Source organism: Amycolatopsis sp. NPDC049691, assembly GCF_040675005.1.
Taxonomy (GTDB): domain Bacteria; phylum Actinomycetota; class Actinomycetes; order Mycobacteriales; family Pseudonocardiaceae; genus Amycolatopsis.
In genome coordinates, this window is sequence record NZ_JBFANX010000037.1 from 28,862 (window position 1) to 53,658 (window position 24,797).

General features: G+C 70.9%; 21 protein-coding genes. 10 read left to right on the forward strand and 11 right to left on the reverse strand.

What is annotated here, in order from left to right:
* The first annotated feature begins 69 nt into the window (after nucleotides 1–69).
* Entirely contained in the window at nucleotides 70–1,098 is a 1,029-nt protein-coding gene (locus AB0J40_RS45745; protein WP_364466654.1) for a lytic polysaccharide monooxygenase, read from the forward strand.
* A 29-nt stretch (nucleotides 1,099–1,127) separates the two neighbouring features.
* On the opposite strand, the gene AB0J40_RS45750 is transcribed toward AB0J40_RS45745, so the two are convergent.
* Nucleotides 1,128–2,342 carry a LacI family DNA-binding transcriptional regulator gene (locus AB0J40_RS45750; RefSeq protein WP_364466656.1) on the reverse strand — a complete coding sequence of 405 codons (1,215 nt, stop codon included), beginning with the start codon at nucleotides 2,340–2,342 and terminating at the stop codon, nucleotides 1,128–1,130.
* Between the two features lie 116 nt (nucleotides 2,343–2,458).
* Here AB0J40_RS45750 and AB0J40_RS45755 point away from each other — a divergent pair, with 116 nt between their 5' ends.
* Nucleotides 2,459–3,730, forward strand: coding sequence for an ABC transporter substrate-binding protein (locus AB0J40_RS45755; RefSeq protein WP_364466658.1), 1,272 nt, complete (start codon nucleotides 2,459–2,461; stop codon nucleotides 3,728–3,730).
* 54 nt (nucleotides 3,731–3,784) lie between these two features.
* Complete coding sequence (locus AB0J40_RS45760) at nucleotides 3,785–4,306, forward strand: GNAT family N-acetyltransferase (protein WP_364466660.1); 522 nt, start codon at nucleotides 3,785–3,787, stop codon at nucleotides 4,304–4,306.
* Between the two features lie 57 nt (nucleotides 4,307–4,363).
* Here the strand turns inward: AB0J40_RS45760 and AB0J40_RS45765 are convergent, their stop codons facing one another.
* The 4 genes from AB0J40_RS45765 to AB0J40_RS45780 form a co-directional block, all read right to left on the reverse strand.
* Complete coding sequence (locus AB0J40_RS45765) at nucleotides 4,364–6,172, reverse strand: glycoside hydrolase family 6 protein (protein WP_364466662.1); 1,809 nt, start codon at nucleotides 6,170–6,172, stop codon at nucleotides 4,364–4,366.
* A 31-nt stretch (nucleotides 6,173–6,203) separates the two neighbouring features.
* Nucleotides 6,204–7,724, reverse strand: a complete 1,521-nt coding sequence (locus AB0J40_RS45770; protein ID WP_364466664.1) for a cellulase family glycosylhydrolase — start codon at nucleotides 7,722–7,724, stop codon at nucleotides 6,204–6,206.
* Between the two features lie 10 nt (nucleotides 7,725–7,734).
* Entirely contained in the window at nucleotides 7,735–10,662 is a 2,928-nt protein-coding gene (locus AB0J40_RS45775) for a glycoside hydrolase family 48 protein (RefSeq protein ID WP_364466666.1), read from the reverse strand.
* Between the two features lie 355 nt (nucleotides 10,663–11,017).
* Nucleotides 11,018–12,013, reverse strand: a complete 996-nt coding sequence (locus AB0J40_RS45780) for a LacI family DNA-binding transcriptional regulator (protein WP_364466711.1) — start codon at nucleotides 12,011–12,013, stop codon at nucleotides 11,018–11,020.
* 250 nt (nucleotides 12,014–12,263) lie between these two features.
* Here AB0J40_RS45780 and AB0J40_RS45785 point away from each other — a divergent pair, with 250 nt between their 5' ends.
* From AB0J40_RS45785 to AB0J40_RS45810, 6 genes are all read left to right on the forward strand, one after another.
* Complete coding sequence (locus AB0J40_RS45785; protein ID WP_364466669.1) at nucleotides 12,264–13,565, forward strand: extracellular solute-binding protein; 1,302 nt, start codon at nucleotides 12,264–12,266, stop codon at nucleotides 13,563–13,565.
* A 4-nt stretch (nucleotides 13,566–13,569) separates the two neighbouring features.
* The gene (locus AB0J40_RS45790; RefSeq protein WP_364466671.1) at nucleotides 13,570–14,559 is read left to right on the forward strand and encodes a sugar ABC transporter permease; all 990 of its coding nucleotides are present in this window, start codon (nucleotides 13,570–13,572) and stop codon (nucleotides 14,557–14,559) included.
* Nucleotides 14,556–15,428: a carbohydrate ABC transporter permease gene (locus AB0J40_RS45795; RefSeq protein ID WP_364466673.1), complete on the forward strand. Its 873-nt coding sequence runs from the start codon at nucleotides 14,556–14,558 to the stop codon at nucleotides 15,426–15,428. The genes AB0J40_RS45790 and AB0J40_RS45795 overlap by 4 nt, the downstream gene beginning before the upstream one ends.
* Nucleotides 15,425–16,837, forward strand: coding sequence for a GH1 family beta-glucosidase (locus AB0J40_RS45800; RefSeq protein WP_364466675.1), 1,413 nt, complete (start codon nucleotides 15,425–15,427; stop codon nucleotides 16,835–16,837). Before AB0J40_RS45795 ends, AB0J40_RS45800 begins: the two co-directional genes overlap by 4 nt.
* A 407-nt stretch (nucleotides 16,838–17,244) precedes the next feature.
* Nucleotides 17,245–19,011: an IlvD/Edd family dehydratase gene (locus AB0J40_RS45805; protein WP_364466677.1), complete on the forward strand. Its 1,767-nt coding sequence runs from the start codon at nucleotides 17,245–17,247 to the stop codon at nucleotides 19,009–19,011.
* Between the two features lie 80 nt (nucleotides 19,012–19,091).
* On the forward strand, nucleotides 19,092–19,400 hold the full coding sequence (locus AB0J40_RS45810) for a DUF3040 domain-containing protein (RefSeq protein WP_364466679.1): 309 nt from the start codon (nucleotides 19,092–19,094) through the stop codon (nucleotides 19,398–19,400).
* Here the strand turns inward: AB0J40_RS45810 and AB0J40_RS45815 are convergent.
* A complete protein-coding gene (locus AB0J40_RS45815) occupies nucleotides 19,397–20,524 on the reverse strand; it encodes a malic enzyme-like NAD(P)-binding protein (RefSeq protein WP_364466681.1) in 1,128 nt (375 codons plus the stop codon). The genes AB0J40_RS45810 and AB0J40_RS45815 overlap by 4 nt on opposite strands.
* Before the next feature lie 43 nt (nucleotides 20,525–20,567).
* Entirely contained in the window at nucleotides 20,568–20,984 is a 417-nt protein-coding gene (locus tag AB0J40_RS45820) for a CBS domain-containing protein (protein ID WP_364466683.1), read from the reverse strand.
* An 89-nt stretch (nucleotides 20,985–21,073) separates the two neighbouring features.
* Here AB0J40_RS45820 and AB0J40_RS45825 point away from each other — a divergent pair, with 89 nt between their 5' ends.
* Nucleotides 21,074–21,706, forward strand: a complete 633-nt coding sequence (locus tag AB0J40_RS45825; protein WP_364466685.1) for a UdgX family uracil-DNA binding protein — start codon at nucleotides 21,074–21,076, stop codon at nucleotides 21,704–21,706.
* Here the strand turns inward: AB0J40_RS45825 and ligD (AB0J40_RS45830) are convergent.
* The 4 genes from ligD (AB0J40_RS45830) to AB0J40_RS45845 all read right to left on the reverse strand — a co-directional run bounded on the left by ligD (AB0J40_RS45830) (nucleotide 21,699) and on the right by AB0J40_RS45845 (nucleotide 24,767).
* The gene (gene ligD / locus AB0J40_RS45830) at nucleotides 21,699–22,562 is read right to left on the reverse strand and encodes a non-homologous end-joining DNA ligase (protein WP_364466687.1); all 864 of its coding nucleotides are present in this window, start codon (nucleotides 22,560–22,562) and stop codon (nucleotides 21,699–21,701) included. The genes AB0J40_RS45825 and ligD (AB0J40_RS45830) overlap by 8 nt on opposite strands.
* Nucleotides 22,559–23,509: a non-homologous end-joining DNA ligase gene (ligD, locus tag AB0J40_RS45835; protein ID WP_364466689.1), complete on the reverse strand. Its 951-nt coding sequence runs from the start codon at nucleotides 23,507–23,509 to the stop codon at nucleotides 22,559–22,561. Before ligD (AB0J40_RS45835) ends, ligD (AB0J40_RS45830) begins: the two co-directional genes overlap by 4 nt.
* The gene (locus tag AB0J40_RS45840; protein WP_364466691.1) at nucleotides 23,506–24,444 is read right to left on the reverse strand and encodes a Ku protein; all 939 of its coding nucleotides are present in this window, start codon (nucleotides 24,442–24,444) and stop codon (nucleotides 23,506–23,508) included. Before AB0J40_RS45840 ends, ligD (AB0J40_RS45835) begins: the two co-directional genes overlap by 4 nt.
* Nucleotides 24,445–24,569: 125 nt before the next feature.
* Complete coding sequence (locus tag AB0J40_RS45845; protein WP_364466693.1) at nucleotides 24,570–24,767, reverse strand: hypothetical protein; 198 nt, start codon at nucleotides 24,765–24,767, stop codon at nucleotides 24,570–24,572.
* Nucleotides 24,768–24,797 lie beyond the last annotated feature (30 nt).

Consider the following 24,797-nt stretch of genomic DNA (forward strand, 5'->3'; position numbering starts at 1 on the left):
AGTCTTCGACGCACGCTACCCGACGAAGGGACTGACGTGACCAGGAGACGAAGTACGATCCTCGCCGCCGTGACCGTGCTGCTGGCGAGCTTGACCGCCGTCCTGCTGAACACCGGCACCGCCGAAGCGCACGGCGCCATGATGAAACCGGGCAGCCGGACGTTCCTGTGCTGGCAGGACGGGCTCAGCTCGACCGGCCAGATCATCCCGCAGAACCCGGCCTGCGCGGCCGCGGTGAACACCAGCGGCGCCAACTCGCTGTACAACTGGTTCGCCGTGCTGCGCTCCGACGGCGCCGGCCGCACGCGTGGGTTCATCCCGGACGGGAAGCTGTGCTCGGGCGGCAACCCCGGCTACGCCGGCTTCGACCAGGTCGGCGACTGGCCGCTGACGCACCTGACCGCCGGGGCGTCGTTCGACTTCTCGTACAACGCGTGGGCCGCGCACCCGGGCTGGTTCTACACGTACGTGACGAAGGACGGCTGGGATCCGTCGAAGCCGCTCACCTGGGACTCCCTGGAGGACCAGCCCTTCCTGACCGTGGACCACCCGGCGGTGACCGGCCAGGTCGGCACGGTCGACGGGCAGTACAAGTGGACCGGCGCGCTGCCGTCGAACAAGTCCGGGCGGCACATCATCTACTCGGTGTGGAAGCGCTCCGACAGCGCCGAGACGTTCTACGGCTGCTCGGACGTGACGTTCGACGGCGGGCACGGCGAAGTCACCGGGGTGCACCAGCCGGGCAGCCCGACGACCACGCCGACGACGCCCACGAGCCCGCCCCCGCCGGACGGCTCGTGCATGGCGATGTACGAGGTGACGAACACCTGGAGCGGCGGCTACCAGGCGACGGTGACGGTGATGAACCACGGCACCGCGGCCTACAGCGGCTGGCAGGCGGGCTGGACGCTGCCGTCGGGTCAGACGATCGGCAGCGTGTGGAACGGGACGCTGAGCCAGTCGGGGTCGACGGTGACGGTCCGCAACGCCGACTGGAACGGCCGCGTCGCCCCGGACGGGTCCACCACGTTCGGGTTGGTGGTGAACGCGTCGGGGTCGAACCCGGCCCAGCCGTCGGTGACCTGCCAGGGCAGCTGAGGCGCCGCGGCACCGGCCCCGTTCCGCGTTCACCGGACGGGGCCGGTGCTGCCGCGCGTGATCAGCCGTGGCCGCGAGGCACAGACATCGGCGACGTCGTCCCCGGCGACGAGGTCCCGCAGCATGGCCGCGGCGAGCGCACCGAGTTCGGCGAGCGGCCGCCGGACGGCGGAGAGGGCGGGCCGGACGAGCCGGCAGAGGTCGGAGTCGTCCCAGGAGACGACGGAGAGGTCCCGGGGGACGGAGAGGCCCAGCTCCCGCGCGGCGACGAGCGCGGCGACGGCGAGGGAGTCGGTGTCGCAGAGGAGGGCGGTGGGCCGGGGGTCGGCGAGGAGGAGGCGACGGACGGCTTCGGCGGAGGGTTCGGCGGGGAGGGCGACGGGACGGGCGAGGGGTTCGGGACCGACAGACCACATCCCGGCCGGCAGCCGGGTGCCGCGGACCTGGCCGCTCGCAGGCCCGGTCCAGACACCGGGGCGCCAAGGATCGTCGACCCAGCCGCTGATCGGAGTTGCCGCCTGCCCAGCACCTCCACCACGTCGCGCCGCACCGAGGCCTCGCGACCCGACAGCCCAGGTTTCCCCCTCCCCCGTACCCCCACCGCAACCGAGCTGCGCCATCCCCCGCACCCCCGCGGTCCGCGCACCGCGCAACCCGAGCCGGCGGGCCACCGCGGTGAACGCCTCCTCCCTCTCCCCCGCGTCCGCGAACGCCGGCGCCCCCGGGATGCGGACCACGTGCCGGTGTCCCAGCGCCGCCAGGTACTCCAGGGCCTCCGCCGCTCCCGCCAGGTCGTCCACCCGGACCGACGGTGCCTCCGGCAACCCGCCCGGTCCGCCCAGCACCACCGCCGGCAACCCGATCCGCGCCACCTCCGCCGCGCAGTCCGGACCCGTCAGCAGCACGCCGTCCACCTTCCGCTCCGCCCGCCAGCGGCGGTACACCGCCACCGCTGCTTCGTGCCCGACCGCGACCCGCAGCAGCAGCTCCTGCGAGAACCCGTCGAGCAGGGCCGGGAAGAACACCTCCGCCGGCCCGTCGAGCACCAGGCCGATCGTCCCGGAGCGACCGCCGGACAACGCGCGCGCCGCGCTGCTCGGCGACCAGCCCAGTTCGCGGGCGATGCGCGTGATCCGGTGGCGGGTCTCCTCGGACACCCCCGGCCTGCCGTTGAGCGCGTAGGACACCGCGCCCTTGGACACGCCGGCCTCCCGCGCGATGTCGGTGATCGTCGGACGCTTCATCGGACCCCTTCCGTGTCCGCGCGGACACCCGCCGTCGCGCACCTTGACACCCGCCGCACCCGGAACCGAGACTCCGTCCGGGAGCGCTCCCAATCACGAGGGAGTGAGGAGTGCGCATGAAATCCATCCGAAGACGGCTGGCCTTCGCCGTCACCGTGGTCCTGCTCGTCCTGACCGGTGGCTGCGGCCCCGGCACGCCGGAGCGCATCACGCTGACGCTCGCGACGTTCGGCGAGTTCGGCTACGACGACCTGATCCCCGGCTACGAGTTCACCCACCCCGGGATCACCGTCACCCAGGTCCGGACCGAGCAGGGCGGTCCGTACCACCAGGACCTGCTGGCCAAGCTCCAAAGCGGACAGGGCCTCGCGGACGTCCAAGCCGTCGAGGAAGGCCACCTCGCCGACGTCCTCGCGCAGTCCGGGAAGTTCGCCGACCTCGCCGAGGTCGGGCCGCCCGACGTGAAGCCCGGCCGCTGGCTGGAGTGGAAGTACGAAGCCGGCCGCAGCAAGGACGGCAAGCTCGTCGGCTACGGCACGGACATCGGCCCGCTGGCCATGTGCTACCGCAAGGACTTCCTCGAGGCCGCCGGGCTGCCGACCGACCCCGGCTCGGTGAAGACGATGTTCGCCACCTGGGACAGCTACTTCACGGCCGGCGAGAAGTACGTCAAGCGCACGAAGGGCAAGGCCTGGTTCGACTCCGCGGCGCAGAACTTCAACGCGATGGTCAACCAGCTGCCGGTCGGCTACCTCGACCGCGACGACCACCCGACGCTCGAGACGAACACCGCGCTGCGCGCCGCGTGGGACCAGGTCACGACCGCCGTGAAGCAGGGGCAGTCGGCCGGCCTCACCGCCTTCGCCGACGACGGCAACAACGGCCTGCGCCTGGGCTCGTTCGCGACGAAGGTCTGTCCCGCGTGGATGCTGGGCGTCATCGAGCAGCAGGCCGGGCTGGGCAACGCGGGCAAGTGGGCGATCACCGACGCGTTCCCGGACGGCGGCGGCAACTGGGGCGGCTCCTACCTCACGGTCCCGGCCGCGAGCCCGCACCAGCGTGAGGCCGCGGCGCTCGCCGCCTGGCTGACCGCGCCGGAGCAGCAGCTGCACGCGTTCCGGGTGAGCGGGACGTTCCCCAGCCAGGTCGAGGCGTTCACCTCCCCCGACCTGCTCAGCGAGATGAACGGCTACTTCGGCGGCGCGCTGAGCGGGCAGGTCTTCGTCGCGCAGGCGCGGAAGGTCGGAAAGCCGCAGTACAAGGGCCCGGGCGACGGCAAGATCCAGGAGGACGTGGTCGCGCCCGCGTTGAAGTCGGTCGAACGAGGCGCCGACCCGGACGCCGTCTGGCAGCAGGTGCTGATCGGGGTGCGCCGGGTGGTGCCCTGAGCCCGGGGCGAAATCCGGTCGTCCCGGGCCGGCCCACCGGGCAGAGTGGCCGGCATGACCACGCTTCCCCCGCTCCTCGGCCACCCCGTCCGTCGTCCCGGGCCGGACGACCACCTGCCGGTGCTCGCCGTCCTCGACCGCTGGTGGGGTGGCCTGGGCGGCGAAGAAGGCAGCCGGCAACGGGCGCTGCTGCTGCCGAAGCTGATGTTCCAGCACTTCTCCGGCAGCAGCTTCCTGGTGACGGCGGACGAGCGGATCATCGCGTTCCTGATCGGCTTCCTGTCGCCGTCGCGGCCCGCCGAGAGCTACATCCACTTCGTCGGCGTCGACCCCGCCGAGCGCGGGAAGGGCCTCGGCGCGGCGCTGTACGAGCGCTTCTTCGCCTACAGCCGCGAAAACGGCCGGTCGGTGGTACGGGCGATCACGTCGCCGGTGAACAAGGATTCGCACGCGTTCCACACCCGGATGGGGTTCGTCACCGAACCAGGGCCGAAGGAGTTCGAGGGGTTGCCGGTCCAGCCCGACTACGACGGGCCGGGACTGGACCGGCTCAGTTTCCGCAAGGATCTCGCGTGAGGGTGGAGACCCGGGCCGGACGGCGGCTGCGCGGCACCGCCCGGCCCGGGAGTCTTGCTAGGACACCGGCGGGTAGGCGTTCTGGACCAGCTCTTCGAACTGGGCCTCGAACCACTTGCCCGACAGCGGGGCGTTCGGCAGGGCACCGGTCAGGTTGCCGCCGTTGGCCTGCTGGCTGCCGTGGAACGTCGGGTCGCACATCTGGTCGAAGCCCTTGCCCTCGTCGTTCGGGATCTGCGAGCTCGCGCCGTCGGACTCACCCGGCGGCTTGATCCAGACGTAGGCGTCGAAGTGCGCCGCCGGCGACGCCGTCGGCCGCACGCCCAGCCCCGCGCCGCTCTGGTTGCACCAGTTGCCGCGGTGCAGCCGCCGGTCGATCCGGCCCGAGTTGACGTAGCTGTCCACAGTGGACCCCGACGCGCCGCTCGGCCGGGCCGCGCCGCCCCAGCCGTTGCGCGAGGTGTCGATCAGCATGCCGATCCCGCTCGGCAGGCCCGCGGCGACGAACGCGTTGTACATCGCCGTCGCGAACGGGACTTCGGCGAAGTACGGGTTCCACTGGTAGAACGTCGCCGACTTGAGCTGCTGCCCGCCGACGGTCAGGTTCGGGTCCGGCAGGTTCGGCTCGGTCAGCGGGGTGTAGTTCGCCGTGTCGCTGATGAAGCCGTCGATGCTGTTCACCCCCGCCGTCGTGCCCTGCAGCACCTGCTTGACCAGGTTGACGAACGGGCCGAAGTTGCTGTCCCAGCCCAGCCACGCCGAGTGCGCGATGTCCAGGTAGTTGTAGACGTTGGAGATCGCGTGCAGCTTGTTCAGCGCGTACTGGATGCCCTGGGTGTAGGCGCCGGTGGACTGCGCTTCGGCGCACTTGGCCGTCGCGGTGTTGGTGATCAGGTTGGGCAGCGAGTCGGGTTCGACGACCGCCACGACCCGCAGCGGCGCGTACTTGGCGTCGGACAGGATCGAGGCGATCGGGTCGATGTACTCGCTCTTGTAGCGGGCCAGGCCGTCCGTGCCGGCCTGCAGCTCGCCGTTGGACGCCAGCGCCGCGCAGTCGCGGTTGGGCAGGTCGTAGACGACGATCTGGATCGTCACCGGCGTGCCGCCGCTCGCCTGGGCCAGCGCCGCGTCGAGGTGGCCGCGCAGGCCGCGGGCGCTCGACGTGCCCGCGATCGCGGCGATCCGGTCGAGCCAGACCGCCGTCGAGGTGTTCGCCACCTTGGCCATCTGGGCGCCGAGCGTGCCGCCCTTGGCCGCGGCCGCGGTGGACACCTCCGACGACCAGTCCGGGTTCACGTACCCCTTGGCGCCGGCGTACGGGTTGTCCACGTGCGTCCCGGGTTGGGGCGTCGTGGTCGGCCCGGTCGGGGTCGTCGGCGTCGTCGGGGTGGTCGGCGTGGTGGGCGTCGTCGGCGTGGTGGACGGCCCGCCCGTGGTGCCGTCGCAGACGACGCCGTTCAGCGTGAACGACGTGGGCACGGCGTTCGTGCCGGAGTACGAGCCGTTGAAGCCGAAGCTCGCCGTCGCGTTCGACGCGAGGCTGCCGCCCCACGACGGGTTCTTCGCGCTCACGTGCTTGCCGGACTGGCTGAACGTGGCGCTCCAGCCCTGCTGCACCTGCTGGTTGCCGGCGAAGTCCCACTGGACGTCCCAGCTGGAGACGGCGTCGCCGAGGTTGGTCACCGCGACGTTCGCGGTGAACCCGGTGTCCCACTGGTTGACGGTGTAGGTGACCTTGCAGCCCGTGGCGGCGGTCGCCGGGCTGCCGCCGGCCACCAGGAGCCCCGAGACGACGGCCGCGGCCGTCAGCGAGGACGCCACGGCGAGCCGTGACTTCCTCCTCGCGGACCAGAATTCACTCTTCATCGAGTGTGCTCCTTCGTGTTCGGTGGGTGGGTCAGGTGGTGCAGGCGGTCGCGCCCACGGCGAAGCCGCCGGGGGTGCCGGTCGAGGCGCCGGTCGCCTGGAAGCCGATCGACGTCGAGGCGCCGCCGGCGAGGTCGGGCGCCCACGACGGCGCCTTGGCGCTCGCCTGCTGCCCGGTCTGGGTGACGGTCGCGCCCCAGCCGCCGGTGATCTGCACCCCCGAAGGCTCGGTCCAGCCGAGCGTCCACGCCTTGAGCGGCGAGCTGCCGGTGTTCTTGAGCGTCACCGAGGCGACGAACCCGCCCTGCCACGTGTTGTCGACGTGGTAGGTGACCGCGCAGCTCACCGCGGGCGGCGGGTCGGTCGTCCCGCCACCCGAGCCCACCGGTGGGATCAGGTAGGGCTGCAGGATGGACTGCTTGGCCTGGTTGACCGTCGTCCAGTCGTCGTTGAGGATGCCGCCGGTGTCGCCGGAGTTGGGGTTCCACGACCAGTACGTGAAGCTCATCCCGGTCGCGCCGGTGCCGGCGTACTTCATCAGCTCCTGCAGCCACGTCTTGTCGCGCGGGTCGGCGAGCGTCGTGCCGAACTCGCCGAGCAGCACCGGCGCGATGTTCTGCTTCTGCAGGTAGCCGAAGAAGTGGTCCCACAGCGCGGGCAGGTTCGCCGGGAAGGACGGGTCGGAGAACCACGGCTGGGCGAACACGGAAGTCGCGTACTCGTGCGCCGAGTAGACGAGCTTGTCCGGTTTGGACAGCCGCACCGGGAACTGCCTCGCCCCGGACAGGTTGCCGCCCCACCAGCCGCACTGCGGGTCGCCGGTGCCGCTGACGCAGTCGACGCCCTCGACGATGACCAGCCAGTCGGGATTGGCCGCCAGCACGGCGTTGCCACCGCGTTCGGCGGCCAGGCGCCAGTCGGTCGCGGTGTCGCCGCAGCCCCAGCACGCTCCCCCGCCGCCCTGGATCGAGTGCGGTTCGTTGTGCAGGTCGGCGCCGATCACCGTGGGGTTGCCCTTGTAGTGCTGGGCGAGCATCGTCCAGTCCGACAGCCACCGGCTCTCGGGGTAGGCGCTGGTGTACCAGAGCGGGGACTGCGCACCGGAGTCCGGCCGGTGCTGGTCGAGGATGACGCGCATGCCCTTGGTGCCGGCGTACGCGATGATCTTGTCGAGCACCTGCAACCCGGAAAGCCCCTGCAGGTCCGGGTTCTGGACGGCGTCGATGCTGGTCGGCTTCGATCCGCTGTCGAACAGCTGGTTGGAGTACGGCAGCCGCAGCGTGTTGTAGCCGAGGCTCGCCATCTGGTCGAGCATGTCCTTGTAGTTGCGGCTCCACAGGCCGTGCGGCGAGTAGTTGCCGGTCTCGGCGCCGAACCAGTTGATGCCGGTCATCCGGACCGGCGCGCCGGTGGAGTCGACGAGCTGGGAGCCGACGGTGTGCCAGTAACCCGTGCCGGTCCCGGAGGCCGCGGGGGCCGCGGTGGCCGGGGACGCCGTGAGAACGGCGGCCCCGGCCAGTGCGGCGACCGCGAAGGCGAGCAGTCGCTTCATCGAGTGCCTTTCAGCCGAACAGGGCGACGTGCGCGGCGAACGCCGTGGCGATCTCCGACTGCGCCCAGAACCGGTGGTAGGTGAACGTCGGCGCGGCGCCACCGTCCAGGTAGGACTGGACCTTCGGCCACTGCGGGTCGCTCTTGTAGAAGGAGCGGATCGACAGGAACGTCGAGTTCGAGTTGATCGCGTCGCCGTTCGGCATCGTGCCGGTCCAGCCGCTCGGGACGTAGAGACCCTGGTCGGTGGTGGCGTTGTAGGTGTCGTCGAACCGGTTGTAGTCGGTCCGGGTCTCCGGCACCGCGATGCCCTTGCTGTCGGTGTTGGCCGACAGCGCCGTGAGCAGCTGCTCCCCGACCGTCTTCGCCTGGGCGTTGCTCGACCCCGACGCGTAGTAGAGCAGCGTCTTGGCCAGCGAGGCGGCGACCCCGACGTCCTGGCTGAAGTTCTTCACCGTGACGTGCAGGCCCGTGTTCGAGCCGGGGCTGGTGGCGTTCCAGGTGTCCGGCGCACCGCTCCAGGTCAGGTCGGCCGGGATCTGGAAGCTGCCGCCCGCGCCGACCGTGGTGTTGGCGATGGCCCACGGGACCCACTTGTCGAGGATCTTCTTCGCCCGGGCGTCGTTCGTCGCCTGGTAGTACTCGGCGATCCGCTCCATGCCCCAGGTCTGGAAGCCGAACCACTGGTTGCTCGGCGGGTCGTGCCAGACCGGCTGCTGGTCGTAGAACATCCCGTAGAAGGTCGGCGTGCCCGACGGCGGGGTGCCGTACTGGCCGTCCCAGCTGTTGGTCGCGCCGCCGGCGAGCCCGCCTTCGGACGACTGCAGCCACTGCAGGAACTCCAGCTGCCGGCCGAGGCTGGTCGCCCAGTCGCTCGCACCGGTCGCCGAGGTGACCTTCAGCCCCGGGTCGGCCGACAACGCGTACGCGGCCAGCGGGTTCTGGTAGCCCTGGTGGGCCGCGCCGTCACCGATGCGCCACGCCCAGGCACTGGACGAGTCCATCGAACCGCCCCAGGCGTAGTACCAGGAGACGAGGTAGTGCTCGCTGTCCTTGCCGGTGCCCGCGGCGCAGGTGGACGCGCCGACGCAGTTGCCGATCTTCTTGAAGTACTTGTCGAACAGCGAGTACCGCAGGTAGTCGCCCATCTTCGACGCCTTCTTGACGACGGCGGCGACGTCGGAGCTCTTGCCCTGCGCGGCGGCCCACTTCTCGGCCTGGAAGGCCACCTGCACGGCGCGGGCGTCCGCGTCGGGCGCGTCGGTGTACTTCCACTGCTTCGCGTACGACGAGTCGCCGGTGAACAGGTCGAGGTAGCCGTTCTTGCCGCCGAACTTCAGGAGGTCGCAGCTGGGCTGGGTGACCGTTTCCCAGACCGACTCCTGGGAGCCGCGCTGGAAGGTGTTGATGAACGCCGGCGCGGTGTTCGTGCCGTCCTCGCAGTGGCCGAACTTGTAGATGTTGTCCACGTCGAGCAGCCAGTGCATGCCGTAGACGTCCGCCGAACCGTAGGCCGCCTTCAGCTCCGCCGCGATCGGGTCGGCCCCGACCGAGACGTTCGACTGCAGCTGGGACGGGTACTGCTTCGGGCTCGGGTACTCCGCCGCGTAGGTCGCCGGCTTGCTCGCGTTGTAGCCCGAGTTACCGGGCTGGTCGGCCGCGGACGGGATCGCGTACGTCTCGATCGACGTCCAGGCCTGGTTGAACGGGGCCCAGTCACCGGTGATCCGCCCGTAGGACGCCTCCAGCCACAGGTAGTAGCTGAACGCCTCCGACGTCGTCTCGTGGCCGTGGTCCGGGGCCTCGACGATGAGCGTCTCGATCGAGTGGTAGGGCACCAGGATGTTCCCGAACTTGCGGAAGTAGCCGTTGTTCGGGTCCTTGATCTTGTTGTACTGGGTCAGGAACGCGACCTGGTAGTCCGAAGTGGACGACGAGATCTCGTTCACCGTCACCGTCGCGGCGGTGTACCCGCTGCTGCTCGCGGTGAACGTCGCGCTGCCCAGGTCTCCCCCGTTGTCGGCACTGCTCACCGTGACGTTCTGCGGGGTGTTCCAGTTCGTCGTCGAGAAGGTGAGGCTCGTGGGCGTCGCGGTGAGGTCGGTGCTGCCCGCCGTCCGGGCGACGGCGACCGTGACCGGCGCGGTGGGCGCCCCGGCGAGGCTGACCGCGAACGTCGTCGTCCCGCCCTGCTTGACCTGCGCGGTCGCCGGGGTGGCGACGATCGTGGGCCCGGACAGCACCTTCACGTTGACCGGGGCCGACGTCGTCGACGCGTTCTTGTTGTCGTAGGCCTTCGCCGTGATCGAATACGTCCCGGCCGGGACGTTGCCCCAGTTGCCCTCGAACGGCGCGGCCGTGTCGGTGGCCAGCAGCGTGTCGCCGGCGTAGAACTCGACCTTGCTGATCGTCCCGTCGCTGTCGGCGGCCGTCGCGGCAAGCGGGATCGTGGCGGGGGCGTAGTACGTGCCGGTCGACGTGGGCGAGGTCAGGGTGACCGTCGGTGCCTTGTTGGCGCCGGTGCACGCGCTGCCGTTGACGGAGAAGTCGGTCGGCGGGCGGTTGGTGGAGCCCTTGGACCCGTTGAAGCCGAACGACGTGCTCGCGCCGGTGCCGAGGTGGCCGTTGTAGGAGAGGTTCGTGGCGGTGACCGCGGCGCCGGTCTGGGCGAAGGTGGCGCTCCAGCCCTGCTGGACCTTCTGGCCGTCCAGGAAGGTCCAGCCGACCTGCCAGCTGTCGAGTGGCGCGCCGTCGTTGCGCAGCGAGACGTTCGCGGTGAACCCGGTGTCCCAGTCGTTGGTGGTGTAGGTGACGGAGCAGGCGATGTCCGCGCCGAGCGCGGGCGGTGGGGCGACCAGCGCGGCGGCGACCGCGACCGTGGCCGAGACCAGGGCCAGGGTGCGGCCGCGCAACCGGCGCATTCGGGGAGAGGAACGCATGGCTGCGGAACTCCTTTGTCCGTAGGGAGCCAGCGATCTGGGAGCGCTTCCAGGCGCAGACGGTAGCCAGCCGGAAACCTGGATGTAAAGAATCGAGTCAGAAGGACACCGCGGCCGCGAACGTCACATCGGCGCGCCCGGCGAACGACGGCCCGCTGAACACTCCTGAACAGCCGCCGCCGATGGTCGCTCCCTCACTCGAACGGCCTAGCGCGACGGTTACGCGGAGTGCCACGGAAACGGCGTTTAGCGCCGAACGCGTTGATCTGAACCGGGAGCGCTCCCGGCCACCGGCACCCGGGAACACACCGGCCCTCCGAGCACGGGTGCTCGAAGGGCCGGTACGGGTGAAAGTTCAGCTCGAGGCACGGACCGCCAGCGAAACCGGCAGGATGTGCTGGCGCGGCTTGAGGCCCTGGTCGTCGAGCAGCTGCATCAGCGTCTCGACCATCGCGTGGACCTGCTCGCGCGGGTCCTGGTGGACCGACGTCAGCGGCGGGTCCATCGCCGGGGCCAGGGTGGCGTTGTCGTCGAAGCTGACCACCGCCACGTCGTCCGGGATGCGGCGGCCGGCCGCGTCCAGCGACCGCAGTGCGCCCACCGCCATCATGTCGCTGGCGACGAAGACCGCGTCGAGGTCGGGGTGCCGGTTCAGCAGCGCGGTCATCGCGGTCGCGCCGCCGGACAGCGTGAAGTCGGCTTCTTCGGCCAGGTCGGCGGGGTCGAGCCCGGCGTCGAGCAGGGTCTTGCGCCAGCCGGCGAGCCGGTCGATCGGGGCGCTCTGGTCCTGCGGGCCCGCGATCGTGGCGATCCGCCGCCGCCCGGCCGCGACCAGGTGCTCGACCGCCAGCCGGGCGCCGCCCTCGTTGTCGAAGTCGACGACATGGACCCCGCGCCGGATGCCGGCCGCCTGCCCGCCGAACACCACCGGGATCCGCAGCAGCCGCAGTGCCTTGGGCAGCGGGTCGGCCCGGTGCGGCGCGAACACCAGCGCGCCGTCGACGTGGCCGCCCTCGAGGAAGCGGACCGTCCGGCTCAGGTCCTCGCGGATGTCGCTGAAGATCAGCACCATCTGGCGGCCGACGTCGGCGAGCTCCCGGTAGCCCGCCCGCATGACGGCGGCGCGGTACGGGTCGTCGAGCAGCCGGGACTCCGGCTCGGAGAGCACCACCGCGACGGCTCCGGTGCGGCGCGTGACCAGCGAGCGGGCCGCCTGGTTCGGGGAGTAGCCCAGGTCGCGCGCCGCGGCGAGCACCTTCTCGCGCGCCGCCGCGCTGACGTACGCGTCGTCGTTCAACGCACGCGACGCCGTCGACCGCGACACGCCGGCGAACGCCGCGACGTCCTCCAGCGTCGGCCGTTCTTCATCCCCTGCTCGAGGCCCCACGGCACCGCCCTCATCCACCCGCTACCACCCTGACCGCCCCAGCTTAACGTTCGTGCCCCCGCACGTCCGGGAGCGCTCCTCGCAGGAAACGCTCCGGTTACGACCCCTTGACACCGGTGAAGGCCCCCAGCAGACTCTGCGACACCTGGGAGCGCTCCCAGTCGGGCTCCCAGCAGTGAGAGCGCTCATTCCCGTCAACAAGGTGGTTGAACACGTGAGAACGATCCGGAACGGCCTGGTCCTCGCACTGGGCATCACGATGACGGCGCTCGGCGCCACGGCCTGTGGCAGCGGTGGTGACGAAACGCCCCCCGCCGCGGGTCCGAACGAGCACGTGGACCTGACGCTGGCGACGTTCACCGAGTTCGGCTACGAGGCACTCATCCCGGAGTACGAGCGGCTGCACCCGAACATCAAGATCACCCACCGCAAGACCGGCCAGGGCGGCCCGTACCACGAGGACCTCATCACCAAGCTGGCCGCGGGCTCTGGCCTCGCCGACGTCACCGCGGTCGAAGAGGGCCACCTGTCCGACGTCCTCGACAAGGGCTCGAAGTTCAACGACCTGAGCAAGATCGGGCCCGCCGACGCCTCCCCCGACCGCTGGCTGAGCTGGAAGTACGACGCCGCCAAGACCAAGGACGGCAAGGTCATCGGCTACGGCACCGACATCGGCCCGCTCGCCATGTGCTACCGCAAGGACATGTTCAAGGCCGCCGGCCTGCCGGACGACCCCGAAGCGGTCAAGCCGCTGTTCGCCACCTGGGACAGCTACTTCGCCGCCGGTGCGGACTTCGTGAAGAAGTCGGGCGGCAAGGCGTGGTTCGACTCGGCCGCGCAGAACTTCAACGCCATGGTCAACCAGCTCCCCGAGGGCTACATCGGCACCGACGACAAGCTCGCCGTCGAGAGCAACCAGGGCATCAAGGACGCCTGGACCAAGGTCACCGACGCCGTCGCCAAGGGCGAGTCGGCCAAGCTGACCGCGTTCAGCAACGAGTGGAACACCGGCTTCAAGCAGGGCGCGTTCGCCACGAAGGTGTGCCCGGCCTGGATGCTCGGCGTGATCAAGGAGCAGGCCGGCCCGGAGAACGCCGGCAAGTGGGCGGTCACCGCGGCCTTCCCCGGCGGCGGCGGGAACTGGGGCGGCTCGTACCTGACCGTGCCGACGCAGTCGAAGCACCCGAAGGAGGCCGCCGAGCTCGCGGCCTGGCTGACCGCGCCGGAGCAGCAGATCAAGGCGTTCCAGGCCAAGGGCACCTTCCCGAGCCAGGTCAAGGCGCTGACCGACCCCGCGCTGCTGAGCAAGACCGACGACTACTTCGGCGGCACCAAGGTCGGCGAGCTGTTCGCCGAGCAGGCCAAGAAGGTCCAGAAGCCGCAGTACAAGGGCCCGGGCGACGGCCAGATCCAGGAGAACGCGTCCAGCCCGGCCCTGCAGGCGGTCGAACAGGGCAAGTCGGCCGCGGACGGCTGGAACCAGATGGTCGAAGCCGCGAAGAAGATCACGCGCTGAGCCGATGACCGTCCTCGACAAGGTCGCGCCGGAAGGGAGTAAGGCCGGGGAGCGCACGTCTCCCCGGCCCACCTTCCGTCACCGGTTGAGCCGGTGGGACGTCAAGGTCTCGCCGTACCTCTACATTGCGCCGTTCTTCATCCTCTTCGGGATCGTCGGCCTGTTCCCGCTGCTCTACACCGCGTACGTCTCGCTGTTCAAGTGGGAGGCCGGGACCGACCACCCCGACTTCATCGGCCTCGACAACTTCAAGGAGCTCTTCGCCGACGCGCAGTTCTGGAACGCGCTGACGAACACGATCAGCATCTTCCTGCTCTCCAGCGTTCCGCAGATCATCATCGCGGTGCTGCTGGCGGCCCTGCTCGGGGCCCGGCTGCGCGGTGCGACCGGCTGGCGGGTGGGCATCCTGCTGCCGTACGCGGCGAGCCTCGTCGCCATCGGCATCATCTTCGCCAACCTCTTCGGCCCGAAGTACGGGCTGATCAACGGCGTGCTGCAGACCATCGGGCTGGACCCGGTCGACTGGCAGGCCAGCCGCTTCGGCAGCCACGTCGCGATCGCGATCATGGTCAACTGGCGCTGGACCGGCTACAACGCCCTGATCGTGCTGGCGGCCATGCAGGCCATCCCGAAGGAGCTGCACGAAGCCGCCCTGATCGACGGCGCCGGCACGTGGCGCCGCTTCTGGAACGTCACCCTGCCGCTGCTGCGGCCGACGCTGGTCTTCGTCACCATCACCTCGACGATCGGCGGCCTGCAGATCTTCACCGAGCCGAAGCTGTTCGACGCCATGCCCGGGTCGAACAACGGCGGTTCCACCAACCAGTTCCAGACCGTGACGCTGTACCTCTACCAGACGGCCTTCCAGAACGCCGATCTCGGCTACGCCTCGGCGATCGCCTGGGTGCTGTTCGTGATCATCGTGCTCATCGCGCTGGTGAACTTCTTCCTCACCGGCCGGATCGCCCGTCCCCAGGCGGTGAAGACGAAATGACGACGCTCCAGAGTGACAGCCGCAAAACAGATCTGCGCCGGAAGGTCGCCACGCTCGGCAAGCCACGCAAGGCGACCTACGTCGTGCTGGCGATCTTCGTGCTCGGTTCGCTGTTCCCGTTCTACTGGTCGTTCCTGGTGGCCAGCCGCGACAACGGGATGCTCACCGAACGCATCCCGCCGTTCGTGCCCGGCGGCAACTTCTTCGCCAACGCCGCGCGGGTCTTCGACACCGTGCCGTTCTGGAAGGCGCTGGCCAACAGCGTCATCGTGTCCGGCACGGTCACGCTGACGACGGTACTGTTCTCGTCGCTGGCCGGGTTCGCCTTCGCGAAACTGCGGTTCCGCGGGCGCAACAAGCTGTTCGTGTTCATCGTCGTCACGCTCGCGGTGCCCACCCAGCTGGGCATCATCCCGCTGTTCATCGCGATGTCCGAACTCGGCTGGACGGGCAGCCTCACGGCGGTGATCGTGCCCAACCTGGTCACCGCGTTCGGCGTGTTCTGGATGCGTCAGTACACAGTGGACGCGCTGCCGTACGAGCTGATCGAGGCCGCGCGCGTCGACGGCTGCAGCATGATCCGGATCTTCTGGAACGTCTGCCTGCCCGCGGTCCGGCCGGCGGCGGCGATCCTGGCGATGTTCACGTTCATGATGTCGTGGAACGACTTCCTGTGGCCGCTGGTGGTCCTGGACGCGGGCAACCCGACCGTCCAGGTCGCGCTGGAGAAGCTGCAGAGCGGCTACTACGTCGACTATTCGCTGGTGCTGGCCGGCACGACCCTGGCCACCATCCCCATCCTCATCGTCTTCGTCCTCCTCGGCCGCCAGATCGTGGCCGGGATCATGCAAGGTGCCGTGAAAGGGTGAACATGTCCGTACATCCCGACAGCGTTCGGGCGGAGACCGCGTTGATGTTCCCGCCCGGGTTCGTCTGGGGCGCCGCCACCGCGGCGTTCCAGGTGGAAGGGGCCACCACGGCCGACGGTCGCACCGACTCGGTCTGGGACGTCTTCGCGCGCCGTCCGGGTGCGGTCGTGGGCGGCGACACCGGCGACCCGGCGGCCGACCACTACCGCCGGTACTCCGACGACGTCGGCCTGATGCGCCAGCTGGGCCTCGGCGCGTACCGCTTCTCGCTCGCGTGGCCGCGCGTGCGCCCGGACGGCGGCGCGCCGAACGTCGCCGGGCTCGCGTTCTACGACCGGCTGGTCGACTGCCTCCTGGAGGCCGGGATCCAGCCGTGGGCGACGCTCTACCACTGGGACCTGCCCCAGGCGCTGGAGGAGAAGGGGGGCTGGACGAACCGGGACACGGCGTACCGGTTCGCCGAGTACACCGAAACGGTGCTGGCCCGGCTCGGCGACCGCGTCGCCAGCTGGTCGACGCTGAACGAGCCGTGGTGCGCGGCGATGCTCGGCTACGCGGGCGGCATCCACGCGCCCGGCCGCACCGACCACCCGGCCGCCGTCGCCGCCACGCACCACCTGCTGCTGGGCCACGGGCTGGCGATGGACATCATCCGGCGGCACGCGCCGGGCACGCCGGCGGGGATCACGCTCAACCTGTACCCGGTCGCCCCGCACGACCCGGCGAACGTCACCGACGTCGCCGCGGCCCGGCGCATCGACGGCCTGCAGAACCGGCTGTTCCTCGACCCGGTCCTGCGCGGCGGCTACCCGGACGACCTGGTCGCCGACCTGGCGCCGTTCGGGCTGGGCGACGTGGTGCGCGACGAGGACGCGGCGGTCATCGCCGCACACGTCGACTGGCTGGGCGTGAACTACTACCGCGACTACCGGGTGGCGGGCCGCCCGGTGGCGGGCAGCGAGCCGGCGGGCCCGGAGTGGGTCGGCGCGGGCGACGTCCACTTCGTCCCGGACCCGGCGGCCCCCCGGACGGACTCCGGCTGGGAGGTCCAGCCGGCCGGCCTGACGGAGTCGCTGCTGCAGGTCCACCGCGGCTACCGGAGCGTGCCGCTGTACATCACGGAGAACGGCGCGGCGTACCCGGACGTGGTGGCCGACGGCGGGGAGATCGTCGACACCGACCGGGTGGCGTTCCTGGACTCCCACCTGCGGGCAGCGCACGACGCACTGGCGGCGGGGGTAGACCTGCGCGGGTACTTCTACTGGTCACTGCTGGACAACTTCGAGTGGGCCGAGGGGTACGCGAAGCGGTTCGGCCTGGTCCACGTGGACTACGAGACGCAGCGGCGCACGCCCAAGCGGAGTGCGCAGTGGTACTCCCGGGTGATCGGGCTGAACGGCCTCGGCTGACACGCACGGGCGTGGCGGCCACCGGCGCGGGTAGCCGCCACCGCCCCACCGGGGGAGGGTGCGGCCGGGCCCGAGGGATCCGGGCCCGGCCGCCTGCCCCAGAGGCCGGCCCCAAGGCAAGCCGCCCACGCCGGCCACCGAACGCAAGGGGAACTCGAGAACAGGCACCGACGAGAACCCAGACTCCCCCGCGCACCCCGATCCGAAGCCAGAACACGGCCGGCAGCACCGGGTCAAGGCACGCTTTCCCGCCTTGACGCGGTGCTGCCGGCCGTAGTCACAATGACAGCTTCGGGGTGCCGGAAGGACGCAACGGGACAGCACCTCCCGCCCCACCCGAAACGTCTTGAACGTTTCCCGGCACCAGGGGCGTGCATTCGGCCGATCCCATTGACAGACTGACCGGTATGGGACTGCGCAGCGAAGCTTGGTTCAACAACCCCGCCGACCCCGGCATGACCGCCCTCTACCTCGAGCGCTACATGAACTGGGGACTCACCCGGGAAGAACTCCAATCCGGCAAGCCGATCATCGGCATCGCGCAGACCGGCTCCGACCTCTCCCCCTGCAACCGGCACCACCTGCAGCTCGCCGACCGCACCCGCGAAGGCATCCGCGAGGCCGGCGGGATCGCCATCGAGTTCCCGGTCCACCCCATCCAGGAGACCGGCAAGCGCCCGACCGCCGCGCTGGACCGGAACCTGGCCTACCTCGGGCTCGTCGAGACCCTCTACGGCTACCCCATCGACGGCGTCGTCCTCACCACCGGGTGCGACAAGACCACCCCCGCCTGCCTGATGGCCGCCGCGACCGTGGACATCCCGGCGATCGTGCTGTCCGGCGGCCCCATGCTCAACGGCTGGCACAACGGCGAGCGCACCGGGTCCGGGACCATCGTCTGGAAGGCGCGGGAACTGCTCGCCGCCGGCGAGATCGACGACGCCGGGTTCATGGAGCTCGTGGCGTCCTCGGCCCCGTCGCCCGGCCACTGCAACACCATGGGCACCGCCTCGACGATGAACGCGCTCGCGGAGGCGCTCGGGATGAGCCTGCCCGGCTGCGCCGCCATCCCCGCGCCGCACCGCGACCGGGCGCGGATGGCCTACCGCACCGGGCTGCGGATCGTCGAGATGGTGCGCGAGGACCTCAAGCCGTCGGACATCCTCACGCGCGAAGCCTTTGAGAACGCCATCGTCGTCAGCTCGGCGATCGGCGGCTCGACCAACGCGCCCATCCACATCGGCGCGATCGCCCGGCACGTCGGCGTCGACCTGCCCCTCGAAGACTGGCAGCGCCTCGGCCACGCCGTCCCGCTGCTGGTCGACCTCCAGCCGGCGGGCAAGTACCTCGGCGAGGAGTTCCACCGGGCGGGCGGCGTCCCCGCCGTCGTGCACGAGCTGATGCGGCACGACCTGATCCACGAAGGCGCCCGCACGGTCAACGGCCGCACGCTCGGCGACAACTGCCGCGACGCCGAAGCCGGCGACCGCGACGTCATCCGCACGTTCGCCACCGCCCTCACCGAAGACGCCGGGTTCCTGGTCCTCAAGGGCAACCTGTTCGACGCGGCGATCATGAAGTCCAGCGTGATCTCGCCGGAGTTCCGGCGCCGCTACCTGGCCGGCGGCGTCTACGAGGGCACCGCCGTCGTGTTCGACGGCCCCGAGGACTACCACGCCCGCATCGACGACCCGGACCTCGGCGTCGACGAGCACTCGCTGCTCGTCATGCGCGGCACCGGCCCGCTCGGCTACCCCGGCTCCGCGGAGGTGGTGAACATGCGGCCGCCGGCGGAACTGATCAAGCGGGGGATCCACGAGCTGCCCTGCCTCGGCGACGGCCGCCAGTCCGGTACGTCCGGGTCGCCGTCGATCCTCAACGCCTCTCCCGAAGCCGCCGCGGGCGGCGGGCTCGCGGTGCTGCGCACCGGCGACCGGGTGCGGATCGACCTCACCGCCGGCACCGCGGACGTCCTGATCCCCGACGAAGAGCTCGCGCTGCGCCACAAGGAGCTGGCCGAGGCGGGCGGGTACCCGGTGCCCGACGCGCAGACGCCGTGGCAGGAGATCCAGCGGTCGATGGTCGACCAGCTCTGCGACGGCATGGTGCTGCGCCCGGCGGTGGCCTACCAGCGGATCGCGACGACGAAGGGCATCCCCCGCGACAACCACTAGCGGCAGTTTCCCGCGAAAGTGCCGCTTCGGACGCGCCGGGAAGGGGTATTCCTGCGGTAGCCCGAGGCGAGGAGGCCACCATGCTGCCGGAGCGAGAACGCCACGCCCTGCGCGAAATCGAAGCGGAACTGCGGGCGAGCGACCCCGCGTTCGCCGCCGCCTTCACCGGCCGGACCCTGCGCGAGGCCAGGCGCTGGAACCTGCTGCTCGTGCTGTGCGACGTCACCGCGGTCGTCATGCTCGTGGTCGGCCTGTTCGCCCGCGACGCGGCGCTCGTGCTCTGGGGCACCGTGGGCGCCGGGGCACTGGTGGCGTGGCACATCGCCCGCACCGAGACGTCCCCGAAGTCCACTCCGGACGGCAGCGCGGCCGGGTCCACTGTGGACTAGCCCGCCGCCCGCGCCGCGCCGGCCACCGCCTCCGCCATGGCCGGCACGAGTGCCTCGTCGAACACGCTCGGCACGATGCGCCCGGCGTCCAGGTCCTCGCCGACCACGTCCGCCAGCGCGTGCGCCGCCGCCAGCAGCATCTCCCCGGTGACCCGCGGCGCGCCCGAGTCGAGCAGGCCGCGGAACATCCCCGGGAACGCCAGCACGTTGTTGATCTGGTTGGGGAAGTCGCTGCGGCCCGTGGCCACGATCTCCGCGTGCTTGCCCGCCGCCTCCGGGTCGACTTCCGGGTCGGGGTTGGCCAGTGCGAAGACGATCGCGCGGTCCGCCATCGCGGCGAGGTCGCCGGGGTCGAGGAGGCCGCCCGCGCTGACGCCGACGAACACGTCCGCGTCCCGCAGGGCGTCCTGGACACTGCCGGTGGCGTGCGCGGAGTTGGTGTTCTCCGCCAGCCAGTGCTTCTCCCCCACCAGGTCCCGGTCCGGGTGCAGGACGCCGCCGCTGTCGCAGACGACGATGCCCTCGGCCGGGTAGCCGGCGCGCAGCAGCAGCCGCGCGATCGCGCTGCCCGCCGCCCCCGCGCCGGCGATGACGACCGACGTGTCCCCCGGCTCGCGGCCGGTCAGCTTCAGCGCGTTGTGCAACGCGCCGAGCACGACGACCGCCGTGCCGTGCTGGTCGTCGTGGAACACCGGGATGTCGAGTTCGTCGTGCAGCCGCCGTTCGACGGTGAAGCACCGCGGCGCGGCGATGTCCTCGAGGTTGATCGCGCCGAACGACGTCGCCAGGTCCCGCACGGTGCGGACGAGGTCGTCGGGTTCGCGGCTCACCGGGCAGATCGGCCACGCGTCGACGTCGGCGAAGCGCTTGAGCAGCGCCGCCTTGCCTTCCATCACGGGCAGCGCGGCGGCCGGGCCCCGGTCGCCGAGCCCGAGCAGGGCGGACCCGTCGGACACGATGGCGACCGAGTTGCCCTTGACCGTCTCCCGGGCGAGGAGCGCCGGGTCGTCGCCGACCCGCTTCGCCTGGTCCGCGACGCCCGGCGTGTAGTGCTCGGCCAGGTCACCGGGGGTGTCCAGGGCGACGCGGGCCGCGACTTCGACTTTTCCTCGGCTGCGTGACATACCCGCGGGGTACCCGGACCGCGCGGGGAGGAATCACCGTCGCTCAGTCGTAGGACAGGGCCTCGACGAGTTCGCCGGCGGTCGGGTTCGACAGGGCCCTCGCGACGTCGGCCTGCGCGACGATGCCGACGAGGTCGTGCCCGTCGATCACCGGGAGCCGGCGGACGCGGTGCTCGGACATGGTGCGCAGGATCTCCTCGGCGCCGTCGTCCGCGCCGATCGTCACGACCTCGCCCTGGGCCAGCTCGCCGACGTGGACCGCGCGCGGGTCCTTGCCCTCGGCCAGTACCTTCACCACGATGTCGCGGTCGGTGATCATACCCTTCAGCCGGTTGTCCTCGCCGCAGATGGGCAGGGCGCCGACGTTCAGCCGCGCCATGGTCTGCGCCGCGTCGTGCACGGTGTCCGACTCCCGGGCGCAGGTCGCGTCCGACGTCATGATCTCGCGTGCGGTGGTCATCGTGAACTCCTTCCGTTCTCGGGCGGTACTGCGCGGCTACCCGGGGGACGCGGGTTTACTCGGACGCCGCGGCGGGAATTTCCCGGCACATGCCGGACACCCGCGGTGCCGAGCCGCCGGACACCACCGACCTCGACCGGTTGCGGTCGGCGGCGTCCGGCTGCCACGGCTGTCACCTGTACCAGGACGCCACGCAGACCGTCTTCGGCGAAGGCACGAAGCAGGCGAAGGTCCTCGTCGTCGGCGAACAGCCGGGCGACAAGGAGGACCTCGCGGGCGAGCCGTTCGTCGGGCCGGCCGGGAAGCTCCTCGACCGCGCCTTCGCAGAGGCCGGTTTCGACCGGAAGGCGCTCTACGTCACCAACGCGGTCAAGCACTTCAAGTTCAAGCGCGACGAACGCGGGAAGCGCCGCATCCACCAGAAGCCCGGCCGCACCGAGGTGGTCGCCTGCCGGCCGTGGCTGCTGGCGGAGCTGCGCGCGGTGCGCCCGGAGCTGGTGCTGCTGCTGGGCGCGACGGCCGCGCAGTCGCTGCTGGGCACGAAGTTCAAGCTGACGGCCCACCGCGGCGAGCCGGTGGCAGCACCTGAGGACGTCGCCGAGCTGGTCCCCTCCGCGATCGCGACCGTGCACCCGTCGGCGATCCTGCGGGCGCCCGACCGCGACGAGGCCTACGCGGCGTTCGTCGAAGACCTCAAGGCCGCGAACAAGCTTCTCAAGTGAGCTGCTTCAGCGCCGCTTCGGCCGACGCCGCGTGCGCGTCCAGGTCGCGCCACGGATCGTCCTTGCGCGCCAGGCGCTGCTTCTCCTTGGCCAGGCTCCACCCGGCCGGGTCCGCCTTGCCCAGCTCGCGCCAGTCCAGCGGGGTGGCCGCCGCCGCGCCGGGGCGGGCGCGCAGCGAGTAGGGCGCGACGAACGTCTGCGCGTAGCCGTTGCGGTTGGCGTCCAGGAAGATCCGGTCGCCGCGCTTGTCCTTGCGCTGGGCCGTCGTCAGGCGGTCCGGGTCGTCCGCGGCGACGCGCTCGGCCAGCGCGCGGGACAGCTCGAGCACGGTCTCGGTGTCCGCTTTCGCGTCCAGCGGCGCCAGCACGTGGAAGCCGCGACCGCCCGTCGCCTGGACGAACGCCGTCAGCCCCACCCGCTCGTAGTGGTCCCGGATCCGCCGCGCGACCGCGCGCAGCTCGGCGACCGGCGTGCCGTCCGGCGGGTCGAGGTCGAGCACCAGCCGGTCCGGCCGCTCCGGCGCGTCCACAGTGGACAGCCAGACGTGGAATTCCAGCGTGCCCTGGCCGGCCAGGTACTCCAGGGTTTCGGCGTCGTCGCAGACGACGTAGTCGTCGGTGCCGCCACCTCGCCGCGGGACGCTCTCGACGCGGATCGAGTCCGGGAAGTGCTCTCCCGGGTGCTTCTGGAACCAGCCCTGGCCGTCGATGCCGTCGGGGTAGCGCCGCAGCGTCAGCGGGCGGCCGCGCAGGTGCGGCACTATGACGTCGGCGACCGCCCGGTAGTACTCGACGACGTCGCCCTTCGTCAGCCCGTCGCCGGGGTAGTACACCTTGTCCGCGTGGGAAATCTTCATGCGCGCTCCCGCACGACGTCCGCCGCCTTCTTGTCCTCGCGCAGCCCGGCGAACCGCGGGTGCCGCAGCCGCCCGTCGCGCGTCCATTCGGAGAAGTCGATCTGCGCGACGAGGTCCGGCCGGACCCAGTGCGCACCCTTTTCCCGGACCGTCCCGGAGAACGGCGACTTTCGCGTTTCGCGCTCCCGCAGCCGGGCGTGCAGGGACGCGAGGAGCCGTTCGTCGAACCCGGTGCCGACCTTGCCGGCGTACTTCAGGCCGCCGTCCTCGTGGTAGCCGAGCAGCAGCGCGCCGAAGCCGTGGCGCGCGCCCTGCGGGTCGGTGAAGCCGCCGATGACGAGCTCCTGCCCCTGGGCGCACTTGAACTTCAGCCAGTCGGGGGACCGTCCGTGGTGGTACGGCGAGTCCGCCCGCTTCGCGATGACGCCCTCCCAGCCGCGTCGGCAGGCCTCCGCGTAGAACGCCTCGCCTTCGGTGTTGCGGTGGGCCGAAAGCCGGAGCGGGTCCTCGAAGTCGAACGCGTCGCGCAGCAACGCCTTCCGCTGCCGCAGGGGCAAGGCCGTCGTGTCGTGGTCGTCGTAGTACAGCAGGTCGAACAGGTAGTAGTAGACGCGCACGCCGGTGGCCCGCGCGCGGTCCGGGTCGCTCACGTGGATCCGGGGCTGCAGCGCCGCGAAACTGGTGTTGGCGCCGTCGAACGCGACGATCTCGCCGTCCGCGACGAACCGCGGCCCGCCCTGGGCCGCCAGCGCTTCGACGAGCTCCGGGTAGGCGTTGTCCATCACCTTGTGGTTGCGCGAGTAGAGCGTCGGCGTGCCGGAGTCGCGCACGCAGATCGCCCGCACGCCGTCCAGCTTGCGCTCGAAGATCCAGCCGTCGCCGGAGAACCGGCGGTCGGTGAGCGTGGCCAGCGTCGGTTCGCGCCAGCCGGGTCCGGTCCCGGTCACGAGGCCTTCAGCGCCTTCTCCAGCTCGGCGCGCGTCATCTTCGACCGGCCCTTCACGCCCTGCTCGCGGGCGAGCTTGTCCAAATCGGACTTGGACAGCTCCGCGAGGTCGGGTTCCTTCTTCTTCGCCGGCTTCTTCTCGGGCTTCTTGCCGCCGCTCTTGCGGTTCTTGACGCTGCGCGACAGCGCCTCGAACAGGTCGACGACGTCGGCCGAGGGCTCCGGCTCCTCTTCGTGGGCGATCTCCTTGCCCTGCTTCTTGGCCTTGATGAGCTCCTCGACGCGTTCGGAGTATTCGTCGCGGTAGTCCTCGGGCTTCCACGGCGCGGTCATCTCGTCGACGAGCGCGAGCGCCATGTCGAGCTCCTTGGGCCGCGGCTTGGGCAGGCTGGGCAGGCTGCCCATGACGTCCTTCGGCTTCCGCAGGTCGGCCACGAAGTGCAGGGTGTTGAGCACCATGACGTCCTCGCCGGCGCGGATCGCCGACAGGTATTCCTTGCCGCGCAGCACGAACTTCGCGATCCCGGCCTTCTCGCTGCGGTCCATCGCCTGCAGCAGCAGGCCGTACGCCTTGGCGAAGTCCTCCTTCGCCGGCTTCAGCCAGTAGGTGCGGTCGAAGAACCACGGGTCGATCTCGTCGAGTTCGACGAACTGCTCGATGTCGATCCGCCGCGACCGCTCGGGCGCGATCTCGTCCAGTTCGTCGGGTTCGACGAGCACGTGGTCGCCGCCGCCGAGGTCGTAGCCCTTGACGATCTCGTCCTGGGTGACCTCGTCGCCGGTCCGCTCGTTGACCCGCCGGTTGCGGATCCGGTCCGACGTCCCGCGTTCGAACTGGTGGAAGTGGATCGTGTGGTCCGCCACCGCCGGGTACAGCTCCACCGGGACGGTGACCAGCCCCAGGCTCAGTGCACCGCTCCAGACCGGTCTGGCCATGTCTCGACCTCCTCACCGGCAGCGATACCCGCGTGGCCGCGGCCCGAAACGCCGTGCCGTAGCGGAGGGTGACGCACGGGAGCCCACCGCGACCGGCTGGTCGCGGCGGGCTCCGTGGTCGTGCGTCAGGCGACTTCGCTGCTGCGGCCGCCGGACCGGTGCAGGCCCAGCATGTCGAGCAGCTGCGCGCAGTCCTCGGGGCTCTTCGCCCGGGCCGCGACGGCCAGCGCCGCCTTGCGCCGGGTGTCCGCCTGCGCCGGCGAGTCCCCGCCCTCGAGGAGGAGGTCCGCCACCGGTCGCAGGTCGTTCCGCTTGTCTCGCATGTTCGCTCCCCTCCGGCAATCCCGGTCGCC

Bases quoted from the DNA above. Each gene is read 5' to 3' on its own strand.
- AB0J40_RS45750 (WP_364466656.1), bottom strand. From the start codon at position 2,342: ATGAAGCGTCCGACGATCACCGACATCGCGCGGGAGGCCGGCGTGTCC.
- AB0J40_RS45755 (WP_364466658.1), top strand. From the start codon at position 2,459: ATGAAATCCATCCGAAGACGGCTGGCCTTCGCCGTCACCGTGGTCCTG.
- AB0J40_RS45760 (WP_364466660.1), top strand. From the start codon at position 3,785: ATGACCACGCTTCCCCCGCTCCTCGGCCACCCCGTCCGTCGTCCCGGG.
- AB0J40_RS45765 (WP_364466662.1), bottom strand. From the start codon at position 6,172: ATGAAGAGTGAATTCTGGTCCGCGAGGAGGAAGTCACGGCTCGCCGTG.
- AB0J40_RS45770 (WP_364466664.1), bottom strand. From the start codon at position 7,724: ATGAAGCGACTGCTCGCCTTCGCGGTCGCCGCACTGGCCGGGGCCGCC.
- AB0J40_RS45775 (WP_364466666.1), bottom strand. From the start codon at position 10,662: ATGCGTTCCTCTCCCCGAATGCGCCGGTTGCGCGGCCGCACCCTGGCC.
- AB0J40_RS45790 (WP_364466671.1), top strand. From the start codon at position 13,570: ATGACCGTCCTCGACAAGGTCGCGCCGGAAGGGAGTAAGGCCGGGGAG.
- AB0J40_RS45795 (WP_364466673.1), top strand. From the start codon at position 14,556: ATGACGACGCTCCAGAGTGACAGCCGCAAAACAGATCTGCGCCGGAAG.
- AB0J40_RS45805 (WP_364466677.1), top strand. From the start codon at position 17,245: ATGGGACTGCGCAGCGAAGCTTGGTTCAACAACCCCGCCGACCCCGGC.
- AB0J40_RS45810 (WP_364466679.1), top strand. From the start codon at position 19,092: ATGCTGCCGGAGCGAGAACGCCACGCCCTGCGCGAAATCGAAGCGGAA.
- AB0J40_RS45815 (WP_364466681.1), bottom strand. From the start codon at position 20,524: ATGTCACGCAGCCGAGGAAAAGTCGAAGTCGCGGCCCGCGTCGCCCTG.
- AB0J40_RS45820 (WP_364466683.1), bottom strand. From the start codon at position 20,984: ATGACCACCGCACGCGAGATCATGACGTCGGACGCGACCTGCGCCCGG.
- AB0J40_RS45825 (WP_364466685.1), top strand. From the start codon at position 21,074: ATGCCGGACACCCGCGGTGCCGAGCCGCCGGACACCACCGACCTCGAC.
- ligD (WP_364466687.1), bottom strand. From the start codon at position 22,562: ATGAAGATTTCCCACGCGGACAAGGTGTACTACCCCGGCGACGGGCTG.
- AB0J40_RS45840 (WP_364466691.1), bottom strand. From the start codon at position 24,444: ATGGCCAGACCGGTCTGGAGCGGTGCACTGAGCCTGGGGCTGGTCACC.
- AB0J40_RS45845 (WP_364466693.1), bottom strand. From the start codon at position 24,767: ATGCGAGACAAGCGGAACGACCTGCGACCGGTGGCGGACCTCCTCCTC.